Genomic DNA, 21,892 nt, shown 5'->3' with positions numbered 1-21,892 from the left:
CCCGGGGCGGTCTGCGGTTACTCCTTGAGCGCTCCCGACATCATGCCGCGCAAAAAGTAGCGGCCGAGGAAGATGTAGATGAGCAATGTCGGGACGGCTGCCAGGAAAGAGGCGGCCATCTGGACGTTCCAGGCGATGATCTGGCTGCCGGCCAGGTTGTTGAGGGCAACGGTCACCGGCCAGTTCTCGGTGTTGGTCAGAACCACCGCGAACAAGAAGTCGTTCCAGGCGGATGTGAACTGCCAGATGTAGACCACTACGAAACTCGGAATGGCCAGGGGAAGCATGATGCGGCTGTAGGTGCTCCAGATTCCGGCGCCGTCGATCTTTGCAGCCTCGATGAGGGTTTCGGGGATCGTTGCGTAGTAGTTGCGGAAGATGAGCGTCGTGATCGGGATTCCGTAGATCACGTGGACCACCACGAGGCCCCAGGTGCCACCGGCAAGGCCGATCTTCGACATGAACGTGACGAGGGGAATCAGGACCGCCTGATAGGGAATGAACATCCCGAACAGCAGAATCGGAAAGACGACATTCGCCCCTTTGAACTTCCACTTGGCGAGAACGAAGCCGTTGATCGAGCCGAGGATCGAGGAGATGGTGGCTGCCGGCACGACGATCTTCACCGAGTTCCAGAGGTTGGGCCGCAGTGCTTCCCAGGCGGCCTGGAAGTTGTCGAACGACAATCCGGCCGGCAGATTCCACATCGTGCGAAGGCTCACTTCGTCGAAGCTCTTGAGGCCGGTGTTGAGCATCACGAAGAGCGGCACCAGGTAGAACAGCGCCATCATGGTCAGAGGTATGTATACCCAGGCGCGGCGTGAGCCCGGGGAAGCGGCGGCGGTGGTCATGAATCCGACTCCTGCCGCAGGGTGTACCAGAGGTATGGGATGACCAGCACCGCCACCGACAGCAGGAGGACGATGCCGATCGCTGCACCGCGGCCGAAGAAGAAGCCGTCGAACGTCGTGGTCCACATGTAGATAGACGGGACATCCAGTGCCACCTGCTTGCCGGCCATTGCAACGATCAGGTCGAATACTTTGAGCGAGATGTGGCCGAGGATGATTATGGCGCTCAGCGTCACCGGTCTGATCAGCTTCATGACCACCTTGCGGTAGACCTGGAACTCCGACGCCCCATCGACCCGTGCCGCCTCTCTCAGCGACTCGGGGACGGCGCGTAGGCCCGCCAGGTACAGGGCCATCGTGTAGCCGGACATCTGCCAAACGGCCGGAATCGCAACGGCGGCTATGCCCCACGTCGGAGTCCCGTGCCACTGGTTGGCCAGGAAGTCGAGACCCATCTTGTCGAACAGCAGATTCAAACCACTCAGACGATCACCCTGAGCCGGGTTCATGAGCCAGCGCCACACGACGCCGGTGACGATGAACGAAATGGCCATCGGGAACAGAAAGAGGCTGCGGAAGAAACCTTCGGCACGGATCCCCTTGTCGAGCAAGATCGCAAGCCCGAGACCGATTGCCAGACACCCCAGAACGAAGACGATGGTGAATATCGCAGTGTTCTGGATGTCGATGTCGAATCTCGGGTCGGAGGCAAGGCCGGCGAAGTTGTCGAACCCGACATACGTGTAGTCGGCCAGCAGACCCTTCCAGGCGCTCACCGATACTCGGGCGGTCCAGCCGATGAATCCGTAAACGAACAGGGTAACGGCGATCAGGGACGGGAGCACCCAGAGAACTCCCCACCAGTTCTGCAAGGTGAAGAACTTGCTTCGCCTCTTCGGTGCCTTCTGTTCAGCGGTTGCGACCGCCATTCAATGCTCCCGGTTTGGGAAACGGTCGGTCCCCCCCGAAGGGGGAACCGACCGTCAGTAGTAGACGTCTAGAGGAACTTAGCCGGACGCGACCTGGGCGGCGACCAGCGCCGTCTGGAATGCGGCGACATCGCCGTCGACCAGGAACAGGCCGAGCGCCGTGTCGATCTCCGATTTCCAGGAGTCGTTGGCAACAACACCGTGGGTCAAGCTTCCGACCACGCGGTTGCTGGCCCAGTCGTCCATGGCCGAGAGCAGGTACTCGCCGTAGAGGCTGCGATCGCCGTCACTCCGCGCCGGGATCGATCCCTTGACGGGGTTGAAAGCGTCTTGGCCTTCAAGCGAACCGGCAACCTTGAGCCAGGCGATGGCCGCGTCACGATGAGGTGCGTTCTTGGCCAGCACGAAGCTGTCCGAGAGGAACTGGAACAAGCCACTCGTCCCGGGGACCGGAGCCCAACCGAAGTCGACGTTCGGCTCCATACCGAGTTCACGGTAGAAACCCTCGGCCCAGTCGCCCATGATGTTGAAGGCGGCGTCGCCGTCGAGCACCAACTGCCCGGCATCCTGCCAGGAGAGGGCTGAAGCATCGGCGTTGGTGTAGGTCAGCGCCTTGGCGTAGTCCTCGAGGGCCTTCGTCACTTCCGCGCTGTCCCAGCCGGTCGATCCGTCCCACAGTCCGTTCCAACCGTCTGCGCCCAGCGAGGCGAGCATGATGGTCTCGAGCAGGTGCATCGAAGTCCACTGCTCACCCATGGCGAGCGGAGCATCCATTCCGGCAGCCTGGAGAGTGTCCAAGGCGGCGAAGAAGTCGTCGAGCGACTCGGGAACGTCGATGCCGTTGTCGGCGAGGACGGTCGGGTTGGTCCACAGCACGTTGGCACGGTGGATGTTCACCGGCACCGAGTAGATGTTGCCACCGTCGCTGATCAGCGGAATCAGCGTCTCGGGCATGACGTCCAGCCAGCCCATCTCGTCGTACAGGAAGTTGAGCGGCTCGATTTGGCCGGCGGCCACGTAGGTGCCGATCAGTTCTTGCCCGGCGTGGCCCTGCCAGCTGTCCGGCGGATCATTGGCCTGCAGGCGGGACGCCAGGACGGCGCGGGCGTTGGTGCCTGCGCCACCGGCGACTGCCGAGTTGATGAACTCGATGTCTGGGTCGGTCCCGGCGAACACCTCAATCATGGCGTCGAGGCCTGCTGCCTCACCGCCACCGGTCCACCAAGAGAAGACCTCGACCTGTTGTGCCTCGCCGGCTGCCGTCGTGGCAGTCGTGTCGGCAGTTTCCTCATCTCCACCACATGCCGCTGCGATCATTGAGAACGCAAGTACGGCTGCCAGCAGACGAATGAGTTTGGTTTTACCCATAGAACCTCCTAGGGATTGCGGTCACGTGAACCGCACCCTCTAACCTACGACTGTTTTGGAATATTTGTCAAGACGAAAGCCTTTGACTTGCGCCTTGACAAACAGTCGGAAGTAATCGTAAGTTGGTGTTTGTGGAGAACGTCCCCCCTTCGCTTCGCCGCAGTCGCATGCTGGCCCTCATCCGCGAGCGCGAGTTCATGCGCGTCTCGGACCTCAGCAGGCTCTTTGGAGTCTCCGAGGTCACCGTTCGATCCGACCTCGACGCCCTTTCGACCGACAGCGGGTTGCAGCGGGTCCACGGCGGCGCAGTCCTGCGCACCAGGCGCCGCCGGTCTGAGCCGAGCGTCGAGGAGTCGGAGACCACCGCTGCCTCAGAGAAAGCAGCAATCGGTCGCGCGGCGGCCGGCATGGTGTCCTCCGGGGAAACGGTGATCCTCGATGTCGGTTCGACATCGGCTGCGGTAGCCCGGTCCCTGGTCGTCCGTGACAACCTCGAAGACGTGGTGGTGTTCACCAACGGCCTCAACGTGGCTCTCGAGTTGGAGAAAGGGGTGCCCGGACTCTCCGTTGTCGTTACCGGAGGCACGCTGAGACCCCGTCAGCACTCCCTCGTCGGGCCGTTGTCCGACGCGATTCTGTCCCAGATCAATGTCAACACCGCCTTCATCGGCTGCAATGGAGTGCATCCCGAGGAGGGAGTCACCAGCATCAACCTGCCGGAGGCGATGGTCAAGAAGATGATGATCCGGGCAGCCCAGAGGTGTGTCGTGGTTGCCGACGGATCCAAGATCAACAGCATCAGCGTTGCCAAGGTGACCGGCCTGGCCGATGTCGACCTCGTGATAACCGGCCGGTCGGCTCCTCCCGAGGTGATTGCCCTGTTGCGGGAGGCGGGGACCGCGGTCGAGGTAGCGGACTGATGGGTGGTCCCGACTGCTTCGGGTCATGACTGTGCCTTCACCTGTGGGGGCTCATCGTCGGTTCAATCCGCTCACCGGTCGCTGGGTCCTCGTTTCGACCGGCCGGACGGCTCGCCCGTGGCAGGGCGGCGTAGAGCCAGACACCGCCGGTGTGCGAAATCCCCACGACCCGTCCTGCTATCTGTGCCCGGGAAACGTCCGCGCAGGGGGAGAGGTCAACCCCGACTACGAAGCCACGTTCGTGTTCGTCAACGACTTCCCCGCGTTGCGGCCGGAGGTTCGGCCGGGCCACAACGCCGGGACCCCGCTCTTCCGCTCTGAACCGGAATCCGGAACCTGCCGGGTGGTGTGCTTCTCCCCTCGCCACGACCTGACGCTCGCCCGGATGGATCCCGATTCGATCAATGCCGTGGTCGATGTCTGGGCGGCGCAGACCGAGGAGCTGGGATCCGAGTATCAATGGGTGCAGGTCTTCGAGAACTCCGGCTCGGCGATGGGTGCTTCGAGTCCTCATCCCCACGGTCAAATCTGGGCAGGGTCTGCTCTTCCGACCGAAGCCGAGTCCGAGAACGCTCGCCAGGAGGACTATCACCGCGAGAACGGCGGCCTGCTGCTTGTCGACTATGCGGAGAAGGAGAGCGAACTCGGCGACCGGGTGGTTGCCTCCAGCGATTCCTGGCTGGCCGTCGTGCCCTACTGGGCGATGTGGCCGTTTGAGGTCCTGCTTCTTCCGCGCCTGCCGTTTCGGCGCCTACCCGATCTCGGCGACGCCGCTCGATTGGACCTGGCCCGCCTCCTCAACGAGTTGATGATCCGATACGACAACCTGTTCCGGTACCCGTTCCCCTACTCGATGGGGTGGCACGGTGCTCCCTTCGGCATCGGCGACATCGATCACTGGCAACTCCACGCGCACTTCTACCCTCCGCTCCTCCGTTCTCCTTCGATACGCAAGTTCATGGTCGGTTACGAACTGCTGGCCGAGCCCCAACGTGACCTCAGTGCGGAAGAGGCTGCCGCTCTGCTGCGGTCCGTCCCGTCTACCCACTACCTGTCGAAGGGTGCTGTGCATGTCGATTGAGCTCGCCGCGATCGAAGGTTTCAAGGGTCGATTCGGTCGAGAACCCGATCTGATCGTCACTTCGCCCGGTCGGGTCAATCTGATCGGAGAGCACACCGATTACAACGACGGGTTCGTCTTGCCGATGGCCATCGACCGGACAACGGTCATAGCCGCCGGTGCTCGAGGGGATCGCCGGGTGAAGCTCGTTTCCGAAGGTTTCGGCACCGGCGGGTTCGACCTCGACGACCTGGAGAGGGGCGGCGAGACCTGGATCGAGTACGTCAAAGGAGTTGCCTGGGCGGTCGGGGCCGGAGCGTCTCGTGGATTCGATGGTTTCATCGCCGGTGACATTCCCCTGGGAGCCAGCCTTTCGTCGTCTGCATCCCTGGAGGTCGGGATGGCGCGGTTGTTCTCCGCTCTCACCGGAGATGACTGGGATCCGGTCGAGGCCGCCAGACTCTCGCAACGGGCCGAGAACGACTGGGTCGGAATCAACAGCGGGATCATGGACCAGCTGGTTTGCGCGGCCGGTCGTGCGGGCCACGCGCTGCTCATCGACTGCCGGACACTCGATATGACGCCCGTCGCCATACCGGCCGGCGTCAGCGTCGTGATCCTCGACACGGGTACTCGCCGCCGTTTGACCGAGAGCCGCTACAACGAGCGCCGCCGGCAGTGCGAGGCGGCGGCCCGCGCCTCCGGAGTGCCATCGCTCCGCGACCTCTCGCAGGAGGCATTGGATTCGACGGTCTTCCATGATCCGGTTCTGGCAAAACGGGCACGCCATGTCGTTGGTGAGAACCGGCGCACCCTGGCGGCGGTCGACGCCCTTCGAACGGGTGACGCTGAAGGTATGGGAGAACTGATGGCCGCTTCCCACCGGAGCTTGCGCGACGACTTCGAGGTCTCCGGTCATGAACTCGATTCCATCGTGGAGGCGGCAGGATCCGCCGCCGGTTGCCTTGGAGCAAGGATGACGGGTGGAGGTTTCGCCGGCTGTGCCGTTGCCCTGGTCGCGACGGAGAGCGTGGAGGCCTTCTCCGGTGAGGTGGCGCAGAGGTACCTCAGCATCGTCGGGCGCCATGCCTCGATCTACGTGTGCAAGGCGGCCGATGGCGTCTCGGTCGCAGAGTACCTGCGGTGAACCGCCCTCCGGCATAGCCGGGAGCCGTCGGGTCTGGAGTGGGTGATTCCGATAGCCCGGGGCAAACCGGGATGAAGCCCGAAGAACCCGACTCGGGGAGTCGGGTTCTCGTGGTCAGGGGCGGGATCGATCCGCCGACCTCTGGTTTTTCAGACCAGCGCTCTACCAACTGAGCTACCTGACCAAGAAACCCCGGCAAGCGGGGTCTCTGGCGGGGACGACGAGATTTGAACTCGCGACCTCCGGCTTGACAGGCCGGCGTGAACTCCAGACTTCACCACGCCCCCGTGGCGTGAACCCGACCGGAATCGGGAAACGTCAGTGGCAAGAGAATAGCGCTACACCCCGCTTCAATGCCAAAGCGAAATCGAGGGCATCAACCGTGCCGGATGGCTACCTTGCCCCGCTGTAGTCCGGAGTCCAGGCGAGCAACAGCGTCCGGCAAATCCTCGAACGGGTACACCGAATCGACGACGACTGGAACAGCCCCTCCGTCGATCAGCCGCGTCACCCGCTCGAACTCTGAGTGGTCGAACATCGTCGAACCGATGATCTCCAACTGCTTGAAGAACAGATAGGGCACAGAGATCTCGACTTTGGGTCCGCTCGTGGAACCACAGATGGCCAGGCGGCCACCCGACTCGAGTGACCGGATCGACTGGGCCCAGGTCGCCGGCCCGACGTTCTCGATGACAACATCGGCACCCCGCCCGATCGTCTTCTTCAAATCCCTGGCGAACTCTCCGCTGGAGTCGAAGCCTCCGGCGGCTCCCATCTCGAGTGCGGCCGCAATCTTGTCGGGGCTCCGCGACGTCACATACACATCCGCGCCCATGGCCCGTCCGATCAGTTGAGCTGCTCCGGAGACACCCCCGCCAACGCCGACGACCAGCAGAACGTCGCCGGCACGGAGGTTCGACCGCCGGAGCATGCGCATCGCCGTGCCGTAGGCCAGCCCGTAGCAACCAGCCTCAACTGCGCCGATGCCCGCCGGCCGCGGCACGACGTTGCGTGCCGGGACGACGACGTACTCCGCCAGCGTCCCGTTCGAGTGTTCTCCGAGGATGCCGTAGGACTTGCAGTACGGCGTGTCGCCGGTGAGGCAGATGGAACACCGGCCGCAGGAAACGGAAGGGTTGATCGTGACCGAGTCCCCGGGCGAGACCGATGCCACATCGTCTCCGATCGCCTCGACCACTCCGGTGCCGTCTGCTCCGGCGATGTGCGGGAATCGGTGGGGTGCCGGCATACCTCTCGACACCCACAGGTCCAGGTGGTTGAGAGCAGAGACTTCCAGCTTGACCCGGACCTCACCGGGGCCGGGGTCGGGAGTGGGGACCTCTTGCAGTGTGAACGACTCGGGGCCGTTCGTTTCGTTCAATACCCATGCGCGCATAGAAGGAGGCTACTTGGCCTTGCGGCCTCCTCCGGCAGGAGATCGGGGACTCCTTTGATGAAGGGGGCAGCTTTGCCTCCCGGGCCTGCTCGAAGTCGACGGCCCCCATCTCGATCGTGACCGGCTGCAGCCGGCGAATCACACGCTCCGTTGGATTGCCTGCCGCCGCCGCGCACTTCCTTCACAAGACGTAGTCTTCTCACCGAATGGCCCACCTCACGCAAGTCCAGGTCCGCTTCTATGAGTTGGATCCCTACGACCATCTCAATCACGCGGTCTACTTCTCCTATTTCGAGACGGCTCGCATCGATGCTCTTGCATCGGTTGGATACGACCTCACCCGGCTGAAGCGAGAAGGTTTCCATCTCGTGGTTGCCGAAGTGCGCGCCCGGTTTCACCGCCCTGCCGTCTACGGCGAGAGGCTCGATATCACCAGCCGGCTCGTGGAGTCGAAGCGGGTAACGTCGCGCTGGAGCCAGGTAGCCGCGATCGAGGGAGAGGCGGTCGCCACCCTCGAGCTGACGGGCGCGATCACCGACGCAGACGGGCGTCCGCGGCGCGCTCCCGCCGGCTTCCTCGAAGCGATCGAACCGCTCAGATCCTGAGGCGACTCGACCACCCGACCACCCGGTTACCGTGTGGCCGATGAACGGGCGAAGGCGAATCGGCAGGCGGTGGGCGGCAGGCGGCGTTGCGGCTGCCGCAGTGATCGCCGGTACCGGTTTCATTGTTTGGAGTCCGTGGGAGGAACCTCCGGTCTTTGCATGGGAGACTTGCGAAGCCCCCTCCATCGACGAAACCAGGGGATTCGACGATGTAGGAATCCGGGCATGGTCCGGTGAGCCGGTTGTGGCCGAGCAGTTCGCCGGCATCGATGGAGCGACTTCGATGGCTTTTCCGCCCGGTTCGGATGTGGCCTTCGTCACGACGAAACGAGGGCTGCTCTACTCGATCGACTCCGCCGGAGCCGCCGGTGTCGCCGTGGATCTAACGTCGGAGGTCGGCGACGGGGCCGAGCAGGGCCTCCTCTCGGTGGCGTTCGCGCCGGGTGGCGGGTTCGTCTACCTGACCTACACCGATCTCGACGGTTCGGTGGTTCTCGATGAGTACGGCTGGGACGGCACCGCCTTCGACCAGGCGAGCCGCCGGACCGTTCGCACGATACGGGAGCCCCAGGAATGGCACAACGGAGGTCACATCGAGTTCGGCCCGGACGGCTACCTCTATCTCGGCTTGGGTGACGGCGGAAGCATCGGCGATCGGTTCCGGAATGGTCAGGAGCTGGATCTCCCGTACGCGTCGATTCTGCGGTTCGATCCCCGGCCCGACGGGGACCAGCCCTACTCGATTCCCTCCGACAACCCCTACGTTGGTCGAAGCGATGCTCCCGCCACCTGGGTGTGGGGACTTCGCAACCCGTGGAAGTTCAGCTTCGATAGAACTTCTGGAGATCTGTGGATCGGCGACGTCGGGCAGAACTGTGTCGAGGAGATCGACTTCGTCCCGGCCGGCTCAAACGGTGGAGAGAACTTCGGGTGGTCGACGCTCGAAGGCACCTACAGGTTCGAGGGGCACCTGCCCGACAACCACACTCTGCCCCTGCTCGAATACCGGCACGATGAGGGTGGCTGCGCGATCACCGGTGGTTACGTATATCGCGGGTCGGAGATCGCCGAACTCGAAGGCATGTACCTCTTCGCCGACTATTGCCGGGGCAAGGTGTTTGCCCTCGACACTCACGATGGGCGCGCCGTCGCCCTGTTCGAACTGGGCATCGATCTCAATCTCCTCACCTCATTCGGTGAGGGCCCGGACGGCGAGATCTACTTCTTGACCCTCCAGCAGGGAATCTGGAAGCTGGCCGCCGGATAGTCGGGTGCCCCTCGTGAGGGACTCCGGCAGGCCGGGGTCGCTCAGATTGCGACGGCGGATCCGATGCGCAAGCCCACCTCGGCGCCGAGCGCGGGAGCGCTGCGAGCTACTTCCACGTCGAGGGTCGGGCCGCCGGCAACGGCGACTTGCACCAGGTAGTGCCCTCCGCGGAAAGCCCGGCCCACGACGGTGCCTCTCAGGCCGGCGTCGGGGTCCACGGTCAACCCGTCCGGCGGAAGGACGAAGGTGTGCTCCCCGTCATCGTCCGCCGTGGAGAAGCGAGCCCATGGAGTCACAGCTTCCCCGGCGATCACACGGGCTCGAACGATGTTGCGAAATCCGAGGAACCGGGCGGTCCATTCATCGGCCGGTCGGCGATATACCAGCTCGGGTGTTCCGGACTGTGCGACGGTTCCGTTGCGAAGGACGAGGAGATCATCGGCAATGGTGAAGGCCTCCTCCTGATCGTGCGTGACGTAGACGGCGGTTATGGCGTGGTCAACGAGCAGTTGGCGGAGCTCGACGATGAGGCGTTCTCGCAGTGCGCGATCGAGGGAGCCCAGCGGCTCGTCGAGCATCAACAACCGCGGCGAGGGAGCCAATGCCCTGGCGAGTGCGACCCTTTGCTGCTCGCCGCCGGACAGGTTGGTCACCCGGCGATCCTCCAGGCCGGCCATCCCCACCCAGTCCAGCACTTCCGCGACCCGGGCCCGGATTTCGTCGTGCCTCCGGTTTTGCATTCGCAAACCGAATGCAACGTTGGCTCCGATCGACTGGTGGGGGAAGAGTGCGTAATCCTGGAACATGAGCCCGAAGCCGCGCTCTTCCACCGGCACCGCCGACAGGTCTTCTCCATCCCAATGCAGAGTGCCTCGGGCCGGCTGTTGCAGGCCGGCGATGGTTCTCAACAGGGTCGTCTTCCCGGAACCGCTGGGGCCCAGGACCGCGAGGACGTCTCCGTCGGATACTGCGATCGAAACGTTGTCCAGGATCGTGTTGCCGTGGACTTCGACGGTGAGACTTTCGACGATCAACATCTCAGAACTCCCCGGCTTCGCCCACACGGAATCGTTCGATGGTCATGATCGAGACGGCGGTCAGCACCATCAGAATCGTGCTCAAGGCCATTGCCCGTCCGAAGTTCAACTCGCCCGGCCGGCCCAGCAACCTGAAGATGGCCACCGGCAGCGTCGGACGCTCCGGCCGGACCAGAAAGGCGCTTGCGCCGAACTCGCCGAGCGAGATGGCGAAGGCAAACCCGGCAGCTACGAGCCCGGATCGAGCGATCAAGGGAAGGTCCACCTCCCGCCAGGCGCGCAGCGGACTCGCCCCGAGTACGCGAGCTGCTTCACGGAGCCGGCTCCGGATGGTCCGCATCACCGGCACGACGGTTCGGACGACGAACGGGATGGCGATGAGGGAGTGGGCGAGGGGTAGCAGGATCGGTGACGTACGGAGGTCGATCGGCGAATCGAATGCGACGAGAAACCCGAATCCGATCGTCACTGCCGACGTACCCAGCGGCAGCATCAGCAGCAGATCGAACCACGTGGATACGGCGCCCCGCTTGTAGGCGATCACCGTGGAGGCGAGAATTCCGACAACCAGAGCGATGGCCATCGCGGCCAGGGCGAAACCAAGGGAGTTGCCTATCGCCCGGGTCGCCGGCACGAAAAGCGGTGAGTCTGCAGCATCGCCCAATGACGTGTAGGCGGCCAGGCTCCATTCGCCCCCGAATCGCAACGACCGTTCTGTCAGGATCGCCAGGGGTGTGCCCAGCAGTACGGCCGTGAAACTGAGCGTGCCGCCCACAACCCACCACTCACGGGCATTCTGCGGCCTGCGCGATGTGGACGAAGCAGGCGCCAGGCTTTGCTCGATGGCTCGCCTCTCCTGGTAGCGCGAGTAGGCGAGGAGGACGAGAGAGACTGCCAGCAACTGAAGCACGGAAAGCGCCGCAGCGACCGGCAGGTTGAGGAAACTCATCGTCTGTCTCCATATCTCGACCTCGATGGTCCGGAACTGGAGGTTGCCGAGGACCAGAACGACCCCGAACGATGTGAATGTGAACAGGAACACGATCGATGATGCGGCGGCGATAGCCGGTCGCAGCAACGGCAACGTGATCGTCCTGAATGCCGTCCACCGGCTCGCACCGAGAATGCGAGCGGCCTCCTCCAGGCGGGGATCCAGATTGGCCCACAAACCACCGACGGTCCTCACGATGACCGCGTAGTTGTAGAACACGTGCGCAAGCAGAATCGCCCAGATCGTCGAAGACAGGTCGATACCAAGCACCCCGTTGGGTCCGAGGACGGCGAGAAAGGCGGAGCCGACGACGAGGGTAGGCAGCACGAACGGAATCGTCACCGCTGCTCTGAGCAGCGATCGTCCGGGGAACTCGTAGCGTGCGAATACATAGGCAGCGGGCATTGCCAGGACGAGGGTCAGGAGTGTCGATGCGATGGCCTGCCAGAAGGTGAACAAGGCAACACCGCGCAGCGATGGCTTCGCAAACACATCGCCGAAGGCGGCCAGCGGGTGTGTGTCGCCCGACAAGCCTGTGATGAGAATCGAGGCGAGGGGATAGAGAAAGACGACGATCAAGAAGACCAGAGGAACCCCGACGGCGAGCGATCTCAGCAGCCGCCCGGCCCCGTCGGTGCGCTTCGCTCGAGTGGCGCCGATCACGGCAGCATCACGGCGTCCCACTCCTCGATCCAGCGTTGCCGGTTGGCATCTATGACATCGGGAGCGACGGTGGCAAGGGTGTCCGGAATCTTCGTGTACTCGACGAAGGCCTCAGGTAGACGGGCTTCGGCGTTGGCGGGGAAGACGAACATGTTGAGAGGAATGTCCTCCTGGAACTCCACACCGAGCATGAAGTCGATGAAAGCTGCGGCAAGCTCGGGGGCGTCCGTTCCTGCCAGCACGCCGGCGAACTCGATCTGGCGGAAGCAGCCGGCTTCCATGATGCCGGTAGGCGCTTCGTCGAGCGGTGTCTCCGAGAAGATCACTTCGGCCGGCGGCGAGGATGCATAGGAGACGACCAGAGGCCGGTCGCCCCGGCCTGCGCCGCCCGAGAACCGGCCGTAGTAGGCGTCGTCCCAGCCGGCCGTCACTGCCACGTCGTTGTCTCTCAGGTCGGCCCAGTAGTCCTTCCACGTGTACTCGCCGGCTTCCCCGAACTCTGCGATGGTTGCCAGCAAGAAAGCCAGCCCCGGCGAGGAGGTTGCCGGGTTCTCGACCACCAGCATTCCCCGCACCGGTTCGCCGGCCAGTTCGAGGAGGGACTCCGGCGCATCGGCGTCGGCGAATACCGACCGGTCGTAGTTGACACAGACGTCTCCGAAGTCGATCGGTGTCGCACGGTGCCCCGGATCGAGCTCGAGGTCGTCCGGAACGGCTGCCAGCTGCGGGGACTCATACGGTTCGAGAATCCCGGCGTCGAGTGCGCGACTCAGGAACGTGTTGTCGATGCCGAAGATGACATCGCCCAACGGGTTGCCTTTGGTGAGGATCGCCTGATTGAGCATGGCCCCTGCATCGTCTGAGCGAAGGATCTCCACCGTGATGCCGTGCTGGGCCTCGAAGGTCTCGATGATGCCTTCAGAAACGGCGAACGATTGGTGTGTCACCAGCGTGAGTGTTTCGGGAGACGGCGGCGCCTCGTCGGTGGCGCCGCAAGAAGCGGTCAGCAGGCCGAACGCAAGCGACAATGCGGCCGCTCTCATTGCGAGCCGTTTCGTGGAGTTCCGGGCGCGACCGGAGACGGGGAGATCGGATTCGGGTGATGATTTTGTGTGGCTATCCACGCGCTTCCTCCGCTGGCATGACCCAGTTCAGGTTCCACGGGTCGGTAGCGATCGCCAGGAGGCGGGGCTTCCCTCTCAGTCGGCTATCCCGACTCCCCGGGGTGGTGTACAGAACAAAGGATACTTCTTGTTGCGCCGTTGGACGAGCTGCTCAACGGCGCAAGGTTGCCGACTCCCGTGACCCGAGTGCACGAGGACAACCGGCGAGAGGCCGATGGCCATCGGCTAATGGGCGATTCATAGTACGTTCCTCCCATGTCCGGCATTATTGAGCGGCACGTCGATCGTCTAGCGGGGGCGACCTGGCGCCGGGTCGACGACCGCATCGTGGAGGAGGTTCCACTCGAGATCAGGCTCGAGGGTACGCCGCTGGCCGTCGTGATGCGCACGCCCGGTCATGATGCGGATCTGATTCTCGGTTTCGCTCTCACAGAAGGGATTCTGCTCGGCCCCGACGAGTTGGGAAGCCTGGAGGAGGCGGGCGAGAACCGGTGGAATATGCGCCTGGCGGAAGGGGTGTCCGTCGATCCGGCCAGATTCCAACGAAACTTCTACTCGACCTCATCTTGCGGTGTGTGCGGCAAGGCATCCATCGACGCCATTCGGATTGCGGCGGGTCCCTTGAACTCCGATCTCAGGCTGTCGACTGAGGTGCTCGCCGGCCTGCCCGATGCGATGCGGGCCGGGCAGGTCAACTTCGAGGAAACCGGCGGAATCCACGCAGCCGCCGCGGTCACCGTCACCGGAGAGCTGATCGACCTGCGCGAGGATGTCGGCCGTCACAATGCCGTCGATAAGCTGGTCGGCGCCTTGGCGCCCGATCGTTGGAGGTTCGACGATCTGATCCTCTTCGTGTCCGGCCGGATGTCGTTCGAGGTCGTGCAGAAGGCGGCTGTGGCCGGATTCCCGTTGCTGTGTGGAATCTCCGCCGCCTCGTCGCTGGCGGTCGAGCTGGGCGAGGAGTTGGGCATGACCCTCGTCGGATTCGTACGCGATGGCGGTTGCACGGTCTACTGCGGCCGCCAGCGGATCGAGTAGAAGACCTCGTCGGGAGCCCCGGACAGAGCCGGGCGATCTCAGCCTGCCAGTGCCCAGTAGATGCGCTTGTTCTCTTTGCCCTTGTTCTCGAATCCGTCGATGCGAGCTGGCCCGATCTCTGCCGTCGAATGAACATGCGTCCCTCCGCAAGCCTGGGCATCGAGGGGTCCGATCTCGACGATCCGCACCCTTCCCTCCTCTATCGGGGGTGTGACATTGCGGGTACGGATCAAATCCGGTCGCGCCAGGAACTCGGATTCGGTGATCGTGCTGGAAGAGACCGAGAGGTTCATACCCACGACTTCGTTCACCGCGTGTTCGAACTCGGGGAGCATCGAGCGGTCGAACTCTGCGAAGCGGAAGTCGACTCTCGAGACACTCGCACCGATCAGCGCGCCCGTGACGAGTCCGCCGTGAACTCTGAGGGCAACCGTGTTCACGACGTGAAGAAGGGTGTGATGTCGCATCAACGCGTAACGCCGGTCCCAGTCGATGCGGCAGTGCACCGCCGAGTCGAGGTCGGCCGTGAGGTCCATCCGATGCCAGACGACGCCCCGATCGGATCGCACCTCTAGAACCGGATGGTTTTCCCCTCCCAGGGCGATGGTGCCGGTATCAGCGGGCTGGCCTCCTCCGCCCGGGTAGAAGACGGTGTCCGAGAGGAGCCACCAGCCTTCGTCGATGCCGACCAGCGTCGCGTCGCACGACACGGCATAGGAATCATCCAGATAATGCCGCCGGTGTAGTCCGCCTGCCGGGACCTGAACGCCGTTTTCCCTACCGATCGGCCTTTACCGCCAGAACGGGACAGTCGGCGTCGAGCAGGATCTCCTGCGCATTGGAGCCGAGCAGGAACTTGCCCGTAGGGGTCCTTCTCCGAAGTCCGATCACGATCAGGTCGGCATCTTCCTCCTTGGCGGTCCGGGTAAGGTCCTCGGATGGGGAGAGGCCCCGCACGTACTCGTGCATTCGGTGATCGACGCCGTCTGCAGTGAGCTGCTTGTCGACCGCTTCGAGTTCCTGCCGGTAGGCGAGTACCTCGGTCTCGTCCTCGCGCCGTCCGCCGTACATCGAATGGACGACGATCAGCTGGGCGGAGCGCAGCTTCGCCTCTTCGATTGCCGTCCTCAATGCGGCCTCCCCCTCCGGCGACCTGATGAATCCGACGACGATCTTTGGCATTCTGGGTATCTCCTGTTCGTTGAGCACAATCTAACTGGAACGCGTCTGCCGGTGCCGCCCGCCTACTCAATCGCCAGCTGAATGGACCCGGCCGCCTGAGCCGCATCCGCCACTCCGACGACGATGCGTGAGTAGTCCCAGTCGTCTATGTCGACGACCAGCACGGGGTCCTGTCGCGATACGGCCCAGAAGTGCCGGTTTGGTCTGCGACCGTACGACCCGAATCTGGCCAGTCCCGGAACGTACATGCCGGGGGCCCGGAGCAGCGGTCCGAAGGGGACTTCTGCACGCGGCACCGCCTCCGCCGAGCGAATCCGGTCAACGGGAACCTCGAGCTTGCTCTTGAAGGCAACCGGTATCTCGAGAGGGGCGAGACGGAACACGATGGACCGACCGTCGTCGCCGACCTGGACTCTCATACGTCCAGGCTACGACACCCGTGACTCTCCGCCATAGGGTCGAGATGCCCGTCGATGGTGGCTCAACGGCAGGGCAGAGCCACTCTCCCGTCAGTCCTCCATCTTGAACGAAACGTTCACCTTGGCCCGGTAGGCGACGATCTGTCCGTCGTCGTCGAGATGTATGTCGAGCTTGGTCACCTCGGCAATGCGCAGATCCCGGAGCGACGAGCGAGCCTTGCCGACGGCGGCGGCTGCCGCCTTCTCCCACGACTCCGTACTCGAACCGATGAGTTCGACGATCTTGTAGACGCTCTCACCCATGCCGGCCTCCTTTGGTCGGTGGTAGGTACCCCACACCGAAACTAGTCATGAGGCAGGAGTCGTGAGCGGCCGCGCCTCAGACGCCGAGCCAGCCGGGTTCCACCTCGAACAGGATGTCCGCTCCACCCTTCACTGCACCGAGCAGGCCGGCAGCCTGGGGCAGTAACTGCTCGGCGTAGAACCGGGCGGTAACGATCTTTGCCTCGAGGTAGTCGTCGCCGCCGCTCTGCAGGGCCTCTCTCGCAGCCAGCGCTTGTCTGGCCATGAACCATCCACCCGTCACCGTGGCGAACATTCGAAGATACGGGGTTGCGGCGGCCAGGGCGTCGTTGATGTTGGCCATTCCGCGTTGGGCGAGCCACAACGTGGCGTCCGAGAGGGCGGCAAGCGCGTCGGCCATCCCCGACCGGATGGTGGCGAGGTCATCGCCCGCCGCCTCGAGGTCCGCGTCGAGCGCCGCCATCCGTCCGATGAACTCTCGGACGACTTCGCCGCCCCGCATCGGCAACTTGCGGCCGACCAGATCCATGGCCTGGATGCCGTTGGTGCCTTCGTAGATTGGAGCGATGCGTGCGTCGCGATAGTGCTGTGCCACGCCTGCTTCCTCGATGTAGCCCATTCCGCCGTAGACCTGGATGGCCAGCGAAGTGAGTTCAACACCTAGATCCGTCGACCATGCTTTCGACAGCGGGGTCAGCAGATCGGCCAGTTCTGCTCCCTGCCGTCTCCGGTCATCGTCGGGATGGTTGAGGGCTATGTCCATCGCAGCGGCATTGGTGTAGATGAGGGAGCGCATGGCCTCGATATACGAGCGCTGCGTCAGCAGCATCCTGCGAACGTCCGGATGATCGATGATGGGCGAGCTGGTGCCGGGTTCCGTTCCGACGGCCCGTCCCTGCCGGCGCTCCTGGGCGTACTGCAAAGCGTCCTGGTAGGCGCGCTCGGCGATGGCCAGACCTTGCAAGCCCACCGACAACCTGGCGCTGTTCATCATCGTGAACATGTTCTTCATGCCCTCGAACTCTTCTCCCACCAGGTATCCGACCGATCCCTCCTCGTCCCCGAAGGCCAGAACACAGGTCGGGCTGGCATGAATCCCGAGCTTGTGTTCGAGCGAGACCACGGTGACTTCGTTCTTGCGTCCGAGCGTGCCGTCGTCGTTCACGAGCACCTTCGGGACGAGAAACATCGACAAGCCTTTGGTGCCGGGTTTTCCGTCGGGCGTTCTGGCGAGAACCAGATGGATTACGTTGTCGGCGAGGTCGTGGTCGCCCCAGGTGATGAATATCTTCTGTCCGGTGACCCGATAGGTGCCGTCATCCTGCAGGACGGCCTTCGTCCGCACCGCTCCCAGATCCGAGCCGGCTTGGGGCTCGGTCAGGCACATTGTTCCGGACCACTCGGCGCTGATCAGTTTCTCCAGGTAGGTGGCGCGCAGCTCGTCGCTGCCGTGGAGCAGGACTGCCTCGATCGCCCCTTGGGTCAGCATCGGATTCAGGGAGAATGCCATGTTGGAGGTGGTGAGCATCTCCTGGATGGCGATGCCTACGACCCAGGGGAAACCGTGCCCGCCGTACTCGGGAGGGAACGGGACTGCTCCCCATCCGGCCTCCACGTATGCCCGGTAGGCGTTCTTGAACTCTGGTGGGGTGACGACCCTGCCGTCCTCGGACAGGGTCACGCCTTCCTTGTCGCCGATGGTGTTGGTCGGGGCGACGACTTCCGCCATGAACCGGCCACCCTCGTCGAGTGCGCCGAATACCGTGTCGGGGCCGGCGTGCCGGAACCCTTCGAGAGTGGCCAGCTCGGCCAGGTCGACGATATTGGACAGAACGAACTTGATGTCGCGCAGCGGAGGTGTGTAATCGGCCATGCCCGGAGTTTAGGTGAAGGGATACCGGCGGGTAACCGGGGCATCCCCGAGGCATCTGTCAACCGGCTCGCGCTGCGGCCGCGGCCAGGCAGAGTAGTTCCGCCGCCCCCGGAAGATCCGACCAGATCTCCGGAGGGAGGGCCGCCTCCGCTCGTGTGGTTCCCCCGTCCGGCTGCTCGAACACTGCTCCCGCTTTTCGCGCAAGGCGCTCCATCGATGTGTTGCCGGCCAGCATCGTCATCTCGAACCGCCGGATCCCGTGCTCGGCGGCGACCATCGCCAGGGCTTGAAACAACCGCCAGCCGAGTCCGCAACCATGAAAGGCGTCGTTGATCGTGAATGCCGCTTCTGCGACGTCCCGGCCGGTGCGAACGTACCTCGCGATGGCGATCCCGGCACCGTCGGTCGACTCGACTCCCCAGGCGAAGTGGTCGATGTAGTCCATCTCCGTCAGGTAGGTGACCTGGCGGCCGGACAGCCGGGCGGTTGGGGAGAGGAAGCGCTGATATCGGGAGTCTTCTGACAGGTCCCGGAAACCCTCGATGAGCTGCTCCCGGTCGGAACGCATCAGCGGGCGAACGCGGACGGCGCGGTCGTCCCGCAGACGCAGGGTGACCGTTGCCGGGCGGGTGCCTATCGAGGAGGGAGAGGGCGTCACGATGAGTGCTAACTATAGCAAGCGCCAGGCGTAACGATTGCATGCGGCCCTTCTGGTTGCCGGCCGCCGGCGGCCCTCGCGGGAGGGGACCGGCCGGCACGACAACCGCGGCCCCCGGAGGGGGCGGTTCAAACCCGGCCGAGCATCCTCACATCGGGGGCTCCGAGCCGGGCGGCGTCGGCGGTATGGTCGTCGGGTTGCTCCTGGGATTCCCGCTCCGCCTTCACCCGTGCCTCATAGTGTTGGATTTCGCGGCTGATCGTCTCCTCGTCCCACCCGAGTTCGGAGCCCATCAGCTCCGCGACCTGCTTGGTGGCCGCCATCCCGCGATCCCATGATTCGATCGAGAGTCTTGTGCGGCGGGTCAAGACATCGTCGAGGTGGAGTGCCCCCTCGAAACGCGCCGCATAGGTGACTTCGACTGCGAGGTAATCCTCGCTCCCCGGCAGCGTCGAGGACAGGTCCGGTCGCTCCTTCAGCATGGACAGCACCTCATCGAGGTTCGTCCCGTGCCGGCGAAGGAGGTTCTCCGTCTGTGATGTCGTGAGACCCCATTCGGCCGCCGTCTTGAAGCGCCGGTTCCAGGCGGGGCGGAATCCATCCGCCCCAACCAGGGGGATTTCTGCAGTACAGGACGGTGGGATCCGTCCGGCGAGGTTCCTGGCCGCTGCATCGACGGCGTCGGCCGCCATGACGCGGTAGGTGGTGTACTTGCCTCCGGCGACCGATATCAAGCCCGGAACCGTTTGCGAGACGGCGTGCTCGCGGGTGAGCTTGCTGGTGGCTTCCGATTCCCCGTAGAGGAGAGGCCGCAGACCGGCGTAGATGCCTTCGACGTCCTCGCGCTCGAGCGGCTGGTCCAGCACCGAGTTGACCCGACTCAGCAGGTAGTCGATGTCGTTGCGGCTGGCTGCGGGGTGAGCGAGGTCGAGGTTCCAGTCGGTGTCGGTGGTGCCGATGATCCAGTGTTTTCCCCACGGGATCACGAACAGGACGCTGGTCGCCGTCCTGAGGATCAGCCCGGAGTCGCTGTGCAGCCGGTCGCGTGGGACCACCAGATGGATGCCCTTCGAGGCGCGCACCTCGATAGTGCCGCGCCCGGCCATGTCCTGGATCTCGTCGGTCCACACTCCCGTGGCGTTGATCACCTGCCGCGCCCGGACGTCGAGTGATTCCCCCGTCTCGAGATCGAGAACCTGCACCCCGCATACCCGGTCGCCATCGCGCAGTAGGCCTGTGACGCGAGCGCTCGATGCCAGTGTGGCCCCGTACGCCCTCGCCGTTCTGGCGAGTCCGAGGGTGTGTCTCGCGTCATCGACCTGGGCGTCCCAGTAGCGAATGGCTCCGACCAGCCCGTCACCGGAGAGAGCCGGGGCCAACTTGAGGGCACCCCGTCGTGAGAGATGCCGGTGGGTAGGCAGCGGATTGCGTGCCAGAGCTGCCAGCCCGTCGTAGATGGCGATACCGGCCCCGACGTAGGCGCGCTCCCAGACCCGGTGCCGCAGCGGGTAGAGGAACGAAACCGGCCGAACCAAGTGCGGGGCCAGACGATCGAATATAAGCCCTCTCTCGCGCAGTGCTTCCCGAACCAGCCCGAAGTCCATCTGTTCGAGATAGCGCAGTCCGCCGTGGATGAGCTTCGACGAGCGGCTCGAGGTGCCGGACGCGTAGTCGCGCTGTTCAACGAGGGCGACGGAAAGGCCCCTGGTTGCGGCGTCCAGCGCAGTGCCTGCGCCGGTTACACCCCCGCCGATGACGACGATGTCGAAAACCTCGTTGGACATCCGGTTCAGATCTTCGGCTCGTTGAACCGGGCCGAGGGCTGAGGATTGCATACGCCGAGGATACTCCCGACCAGAGACCCCCGATTCCACATCCCGGTGCCTCCCGGAAAGGGGAAGGTCCGCGCTATCGTGCGCGTCGTGACCGACCGGAACTCCTCTGATCGCCGCGCAACGGTGCAAAGAACGCTGATGGGCGGGCTCATATCTCTGCCGCAGGTGGCCGCCTGGATGTTTACGGCCTCAGTCGTGAACCTGGCCCGGCAGCGCGTCGATGTCTTCTTCAAGCCGATGTGGCTGGCCGTGGTGCTCATCATCATCGTCCTGGGCACCGGTGCCCTCTTTGTGAGGGGTCTGTGGCTCTACCTGCGCGGGGATCGCAGCTACACCCTGGCTGCGACCGGTGCGGTTTCATCGATGACGGCGGCAGTCGGACTGGCTTTCGTCACGGCGGTCTATACGTTTTGAGGTCTCCCGGAGACGGCGATGTGAACGGTCTCGCCGAGTCCCGGACGGCAGTCGCTACCCTCGACACAAAGTCGAGGAAGAGGAGTGGCGATGGAACACACACCGGCCGGAGGCATCCGCTGGGTCGATGCCGGAAACGACCACTTCACGGGGTCGGTCCTGTTCGGGCCGTTATCGAGTGCGGTCGATCGCAATCTCAATGCCCTCGGTGTGCTGTTTGAGCCGGGAGCACGAACCGACTGGCACACGCATCCCGAAGGCCAGGTCCTCTACATAGTTTCCGGCGCCGGCAAGGTACAGACGGATGATGGGGAAACGGTGCGAGTATCGGCGGGGGATGTTGTCTACTCACCGGCCGGGGAGAAGCACTGGCACGGGGCCACCGAGACCAGCTTTCTGATGCATCTGTCGCTCACGACCGGTGGTGCGACCGAGTGGTTCCCGGACAAGGTGAGCGATCGGGACTACAGGGCCTGAGGAAGGCTTCGATCCTCCTCAGTCGGATTGCCGGTCGAACCGGGAACGAACGGGAGCGGGGCGATTGTCGTGGAGGGTCCACCTTCATCAGCCGCCCTCCTCGCCGCCGCGCACCGCCCGTCCCAGCCGTGCCGGCCGGCAGGAGCGCAGCAGGGGACGAGCGCGGACGATCGGTGGGATACCCGCGCAACCCGGTGGGCCCGGCGGGGATCGAACCCGCGACCTTCGGATTAAAAGTCCGCTGCTCTGCCGATTGAGCTACAGGCCCGTCAAAACGCTACCAGGCGATCGGGGCTGCTTCGTCGGTCTGCGAGTTCATCCAGGCCGACTGCGAT

At 64.0% G+C, this 21,892-nt stretch carries 22 protein-coding genes, 3 tRNA genes and 1 riboswitch; of the genes, 8 read left to right on the top strand and 17 right to left on the bottom strand.

Annotation, left to right across the window (positions count from 1 at the left end; translation table 11 throughout):
- Positions 1–17 precede the first annotated feature (17 nt).
- The 3 genes from VLT15_10310 to VLT15_10300 form a co-directional block, all read right to left on the bottom strand.
- Positions 18–851: a carbohydrate ABC transporter permease gene (locus VLT15_10310; protein HSR45600.1), complete on the bottom strand. Its 834-nt coding sequence runs from the start codon at positions 849–851 to the stop codon at positions 18–20.
- Entirely contained in the window at positions 848–1,780 is a 933-nt protein-coding gene (locus VLT15_10305; protein HSR45599.1) for a sugar ABC transporter permease, read from the bottom strand. Before VLT15_10305 ends, VLT15_10310 begins: the two co-directional genes overlap by 4 nt.
- Before the next feature lie 78 nt (positions 1,781–1,858).
- Positions 1,859–3,148 carry an ABC transporter substrate-binding protein gene (locus VLT15_10300; GenBank protein ID HSR45598.1) on the bottom strand — a complete coding sequence of 430 codons (1,290 nt, stop codon included), beginning with the start codon at positions 3,146–3,148 and terminating at the stop codon, positions 1,859–1,861.
- Between the two features lie 131 nt (positions 3,149–3,279).
- Here VLT15_10300 and VLT15_10295 point away from each other — a divergent pair, with 131 nt between their 5' ends.
- The 3 genes from VLT15_10295 to galK are packed head-to-tail and all read left to right on the top strand — an operon-like array spanning position 3,280 to position 6,275.
- The gene (locus tag VLT15_10295) at positions 3,280–4,068 is read left to right on the top strand and encodes a DeoR/GlpR family DNA-binding transcription regulator (protein HSR45597.1); all 789 of its coding nucleotides are present in this window, start codon (positions 3,280–3,282) and stop codon (positions 4,066–4,068) included.
- A 25-nt stretch (positions 4,069–4,093) separates the two neighbouring features.
- Entirely contained in the window at positions 4,094–5,149 is a 1,056-nt protein-coding gene (locus VLT15_10290; GenBank protein ID HSR45596.1) for a UDP-glucose--hexose-1-phosphate uridylyltransferase, read from the top strand.
- Positions 5,139–6,275, top strand: coding sequence for a galactokinase (gene galK / locus VLT15_10285; protein HSR45595.1), 1,137 nt, complete (start codon positions 5,139–5,141; stop codon positions 6,273–6,275). Before VLT15_10290 ends, galK begins: the two co-directional genes overlap by 11 nt.
- Before the next feature lie 111 nt (positions 6,276–6,386).
- On the opposite strand, the gene VLT15_10280 is transcribed toward galK, so the two are convergent.
- The 3 genes from VLT15_10280 to VLT15_10270 form a co-directional block, all read right to left on the bottom strand.
- Positions 6,387–6,459: transfer RNA gene (locus tag VLT15_10280), tRNA-Phe, on the bottom strand.
- Positions 6,460–6,484: 25 nt separating this feature from the next.
- Positions 6,485–6,562: transfer RNA gene (locus VLT15_10275), tRNA-Asp, on the bottom strand.
- Between the two features lie 89 nt (positions 6,563–6,651).
- Positions 6,652–7,671, bottom strand: coding sequence for an alcohol dehydrogenase catalytic domain-containing protein (locus VLT15_10270; GenBank protein HSR45594.1), 1,020 nt, complete (start codon positions 7,669–7,671; stop codon positions 6,652–6,654).
- A gap of 206 nt (positions 7,672–7,877) precedes the next feature.
- On the opposite strand from VLT15_10270, the gene VLT15_10265 reads away from it, so the two are divergent.
- Positions 7,878–8,276 carry a thioesterase family protein gene (locus VLT15_10265; GenBank protein ID HSR45593.1) on the top strand — a complete coding sequence of 133 codons (399 nt, stop codon included), beginning with the start codon at positions 7,878–7,880 and terminating at the stop codon, positions 8,274–8,276.
- A gap of 40 nt (positions 8,277–8,316) precedes the next feature.
- Positions 8,317–9,543: a PQQ-dependent sugar dehydrogenase gene (locus VLT15_10260; protein ID HSR45592.1), complete on the top strand. Its 1,227-nt coding sequence runs from the start codon at positions 8,317–8,319 to the stop codon at positions 9,541–9,543.
- Positions 9,544–9,584: 41 nt separating this feature from the next.
- Here the strand turns inward: VLT15_10260 and VLT15_10255 are convergent, their stop codons facing one another.
- The 3 genes from VLT15_10255 to VLT15_10245 form a co-directional block, all read right to left on the bottom strand.
- The gene (locus tag VLT15_10255) at positions 9,585–10,580 is read right to left on the bottom strand and encodes an ABC transporter ATP-binding protein (protein ID HSR45591.1); all 996 of its coding nucleotides are present in this window, start codon (positions 10,578–10,580) and stop codon (positions 9,585–9,587) included.
- 1 nt (position 10,581) lies between these two features.
- A complete protein-coding gene (locus tag VLT15_10250) occupies positions 10,582–12,186 on the bottom strand; it encodes an iron ABC transporter permease (GenBank protein HSR45590.1) in 1,605 nt (534 codons plus the stop codon).
- Between the two features lie 44 nt (positions 12,187–12,230).
- The gene (locus VLT15_10245; GenBank protein HSR45589.1) at positions 12,231–13,358 is read right to left on the bottom strand and encodes a thiamine ABC transporter substrate-binding protein; all 1,128 of its coding nucleotides are present in this window, start codon (positions 13,356–13,358) and stop codon (positions 12,231–12,233) included.
- A riboswitch (TPP riboswitch) is annotated at positions 13,346–13,467 on the bottom strand. (Overlaps the previous gene by 13 nt.)
- A gap of 146 nt (positions 13,468–13,613) precedes the next feature.
- Here VLT15_10245 and fdhD point away from each other — a divergent pair.
- Positions 13,614–14,396 carry a formate dehydrogenase accessory sulfurtransferase FdhD gene (gene fdhD, locus VLT15_10240; protein HSR45588.1) on the top strand — a complete coding sequence of 261 codons (783 nt, stop codon included), beginning with the start codon at positions 13,614–13,616 and terminating at the stop codon, positions 14,394–14,396.
- Between the two features lie 38 nt (positions 14,397–14,434).
- On the opposite strand, the gene VLT15_10235 is transcribed toward fdhD, so the two are convergent.
- From VLT15_10235 to VLT15_10205, 7 genes are all read right to left on the bottom strand, one after another.
- Complete coding sequence (locus VLT15_10235) at positions 14,435–15,106, bottom strand: alanyl-tRNA editing protein (GenBank protein ID HSR45587.1); 672 nt, start codon at positions 15,104–15,106, stop codon at positions 14,435–14,437.
- Between the two features lie 67 nt (positions 15,107–15,173).
- Positions 15,174–15,578, bottom strand: coding sequence for a universal stress protein (locus VLT15_10230; GenBank protein HSR45586.1), 405 nt, complete (start codon positions 15,576–15,578; stop codon positions 15,174–15,176).
- 62 nt (positions 15,579–15,640) lie between these two features.
- Positions 15,641–15,997 carry a hypothetical protein gene (locus tag VLT15_10225; protein ID HSR45585.1) on the bottom strand — a complete coding sequence of 119 codons (357 nt, stop codon included), beginning with the start codon at positions 15,995–15,997 and terminating at the stop codon, positions 15,641–15,643.
- 90 nt (positions 15,998–16,087) lie between these two features.
- Positions 16,088–16,300, bottom strand: coding sequence for a dodecin family protein (locus tag VLT15_10220; GenBank protein HSR45584.1), 213 nt, complete (start codon positions 16,298–16,300; stop codon positions 16,088–16,090).
- 76 nt (positions 16,301–16,376) lie between these two features.
- The gene (locus VLT15_10215; GenBank protein ID HSR45583.1) at positions 16,377–18,173 is read right to left on the bottom strand and encodes an acyl-CoA dehydrogenase C-terminal domain-containing protein; all 1,797 of its coding nucleotides are present in this window, start codon (positions 18,171–18,173) and stop codon (positions 16,377–16,379) included.
- Positions 18,174–18,231: 58 nt separating this feature from the next.
- A complete protein-coding gene (locus VLT15_10210; protein ID HSR45582.1) occupies positions 18,232–18,831 on the bottom strand; it encodes a GNAT family N-acetyltransferase in 600 nt (199 codons plus the stop codon).
- Positions 18,832–18,959: 128 nt separating this feature from the next.
- Positions 18,960–20,666 (bottom strand): glycerol-3-phosphate dehydrogenase/oxidase, encoded by a 1,707-nt coding sequence (locus VLT15_10205; GenBank protein HSR45581.1) that lies wholly within the window; start codon positions 20,664–20,666, stop codon positions 18,960–18,962.
- 87 nt (positions 20,667–20,753) lie between these two features.
- Between VLT15_10205 and VLT15_10200 the strand changes: the two genes are divergently transcribed.
- Together VLT15_10200 and VLT15_10195 are read left to right on the top strand one after the other, a co-directional pair.
- On the top strand, positions 20,754–21,080 hold the full coding sequence (locus tag VLT15_10200) for a hypothetical protein (protein HSR45580.1): 327 nt from the start codon (positions 20,754–20,756) through the stop codon (positions 21,078–21,080).
- A 90-nt stretch (positions 21,081–21,170) separates the two neighbouring features.
- Positions 21,171–21,557, top strand: coding sequence for a cupin domain-containing protein (locus VLT15_10195; GenBank protein HSR45579.1), 387 nt, complete (start codon positions 21,171–21,173; stop codon positions 21,555–21,557).
- Between the two features lie 195 nt (positions 21,558–21,752).
- On the opposite strand, the gene VLT15_10190 is transcribed toward VLT15_10195, so the two are convergent.
- A tRNA-Lys gene (locus VLT15_10190) sits at positions 21,753–21,825 on the bottom strand.
- Positions 21,826–21,892 lie beyond the last annotated feature (67 nt).

This window comes from Acidimicrobiia bacterium (assembly GCA_035471805.1).
GTDB lineage: Bacteria > Actinomycetota > Acidimicrobiia > Spongiisociales > JAHEDJ01 > JAHEDJ01.
Note: the sequence above shows the minus strand (reverse complement) of the source record. Positions and strands in the feature narration are given on the sequence as shown.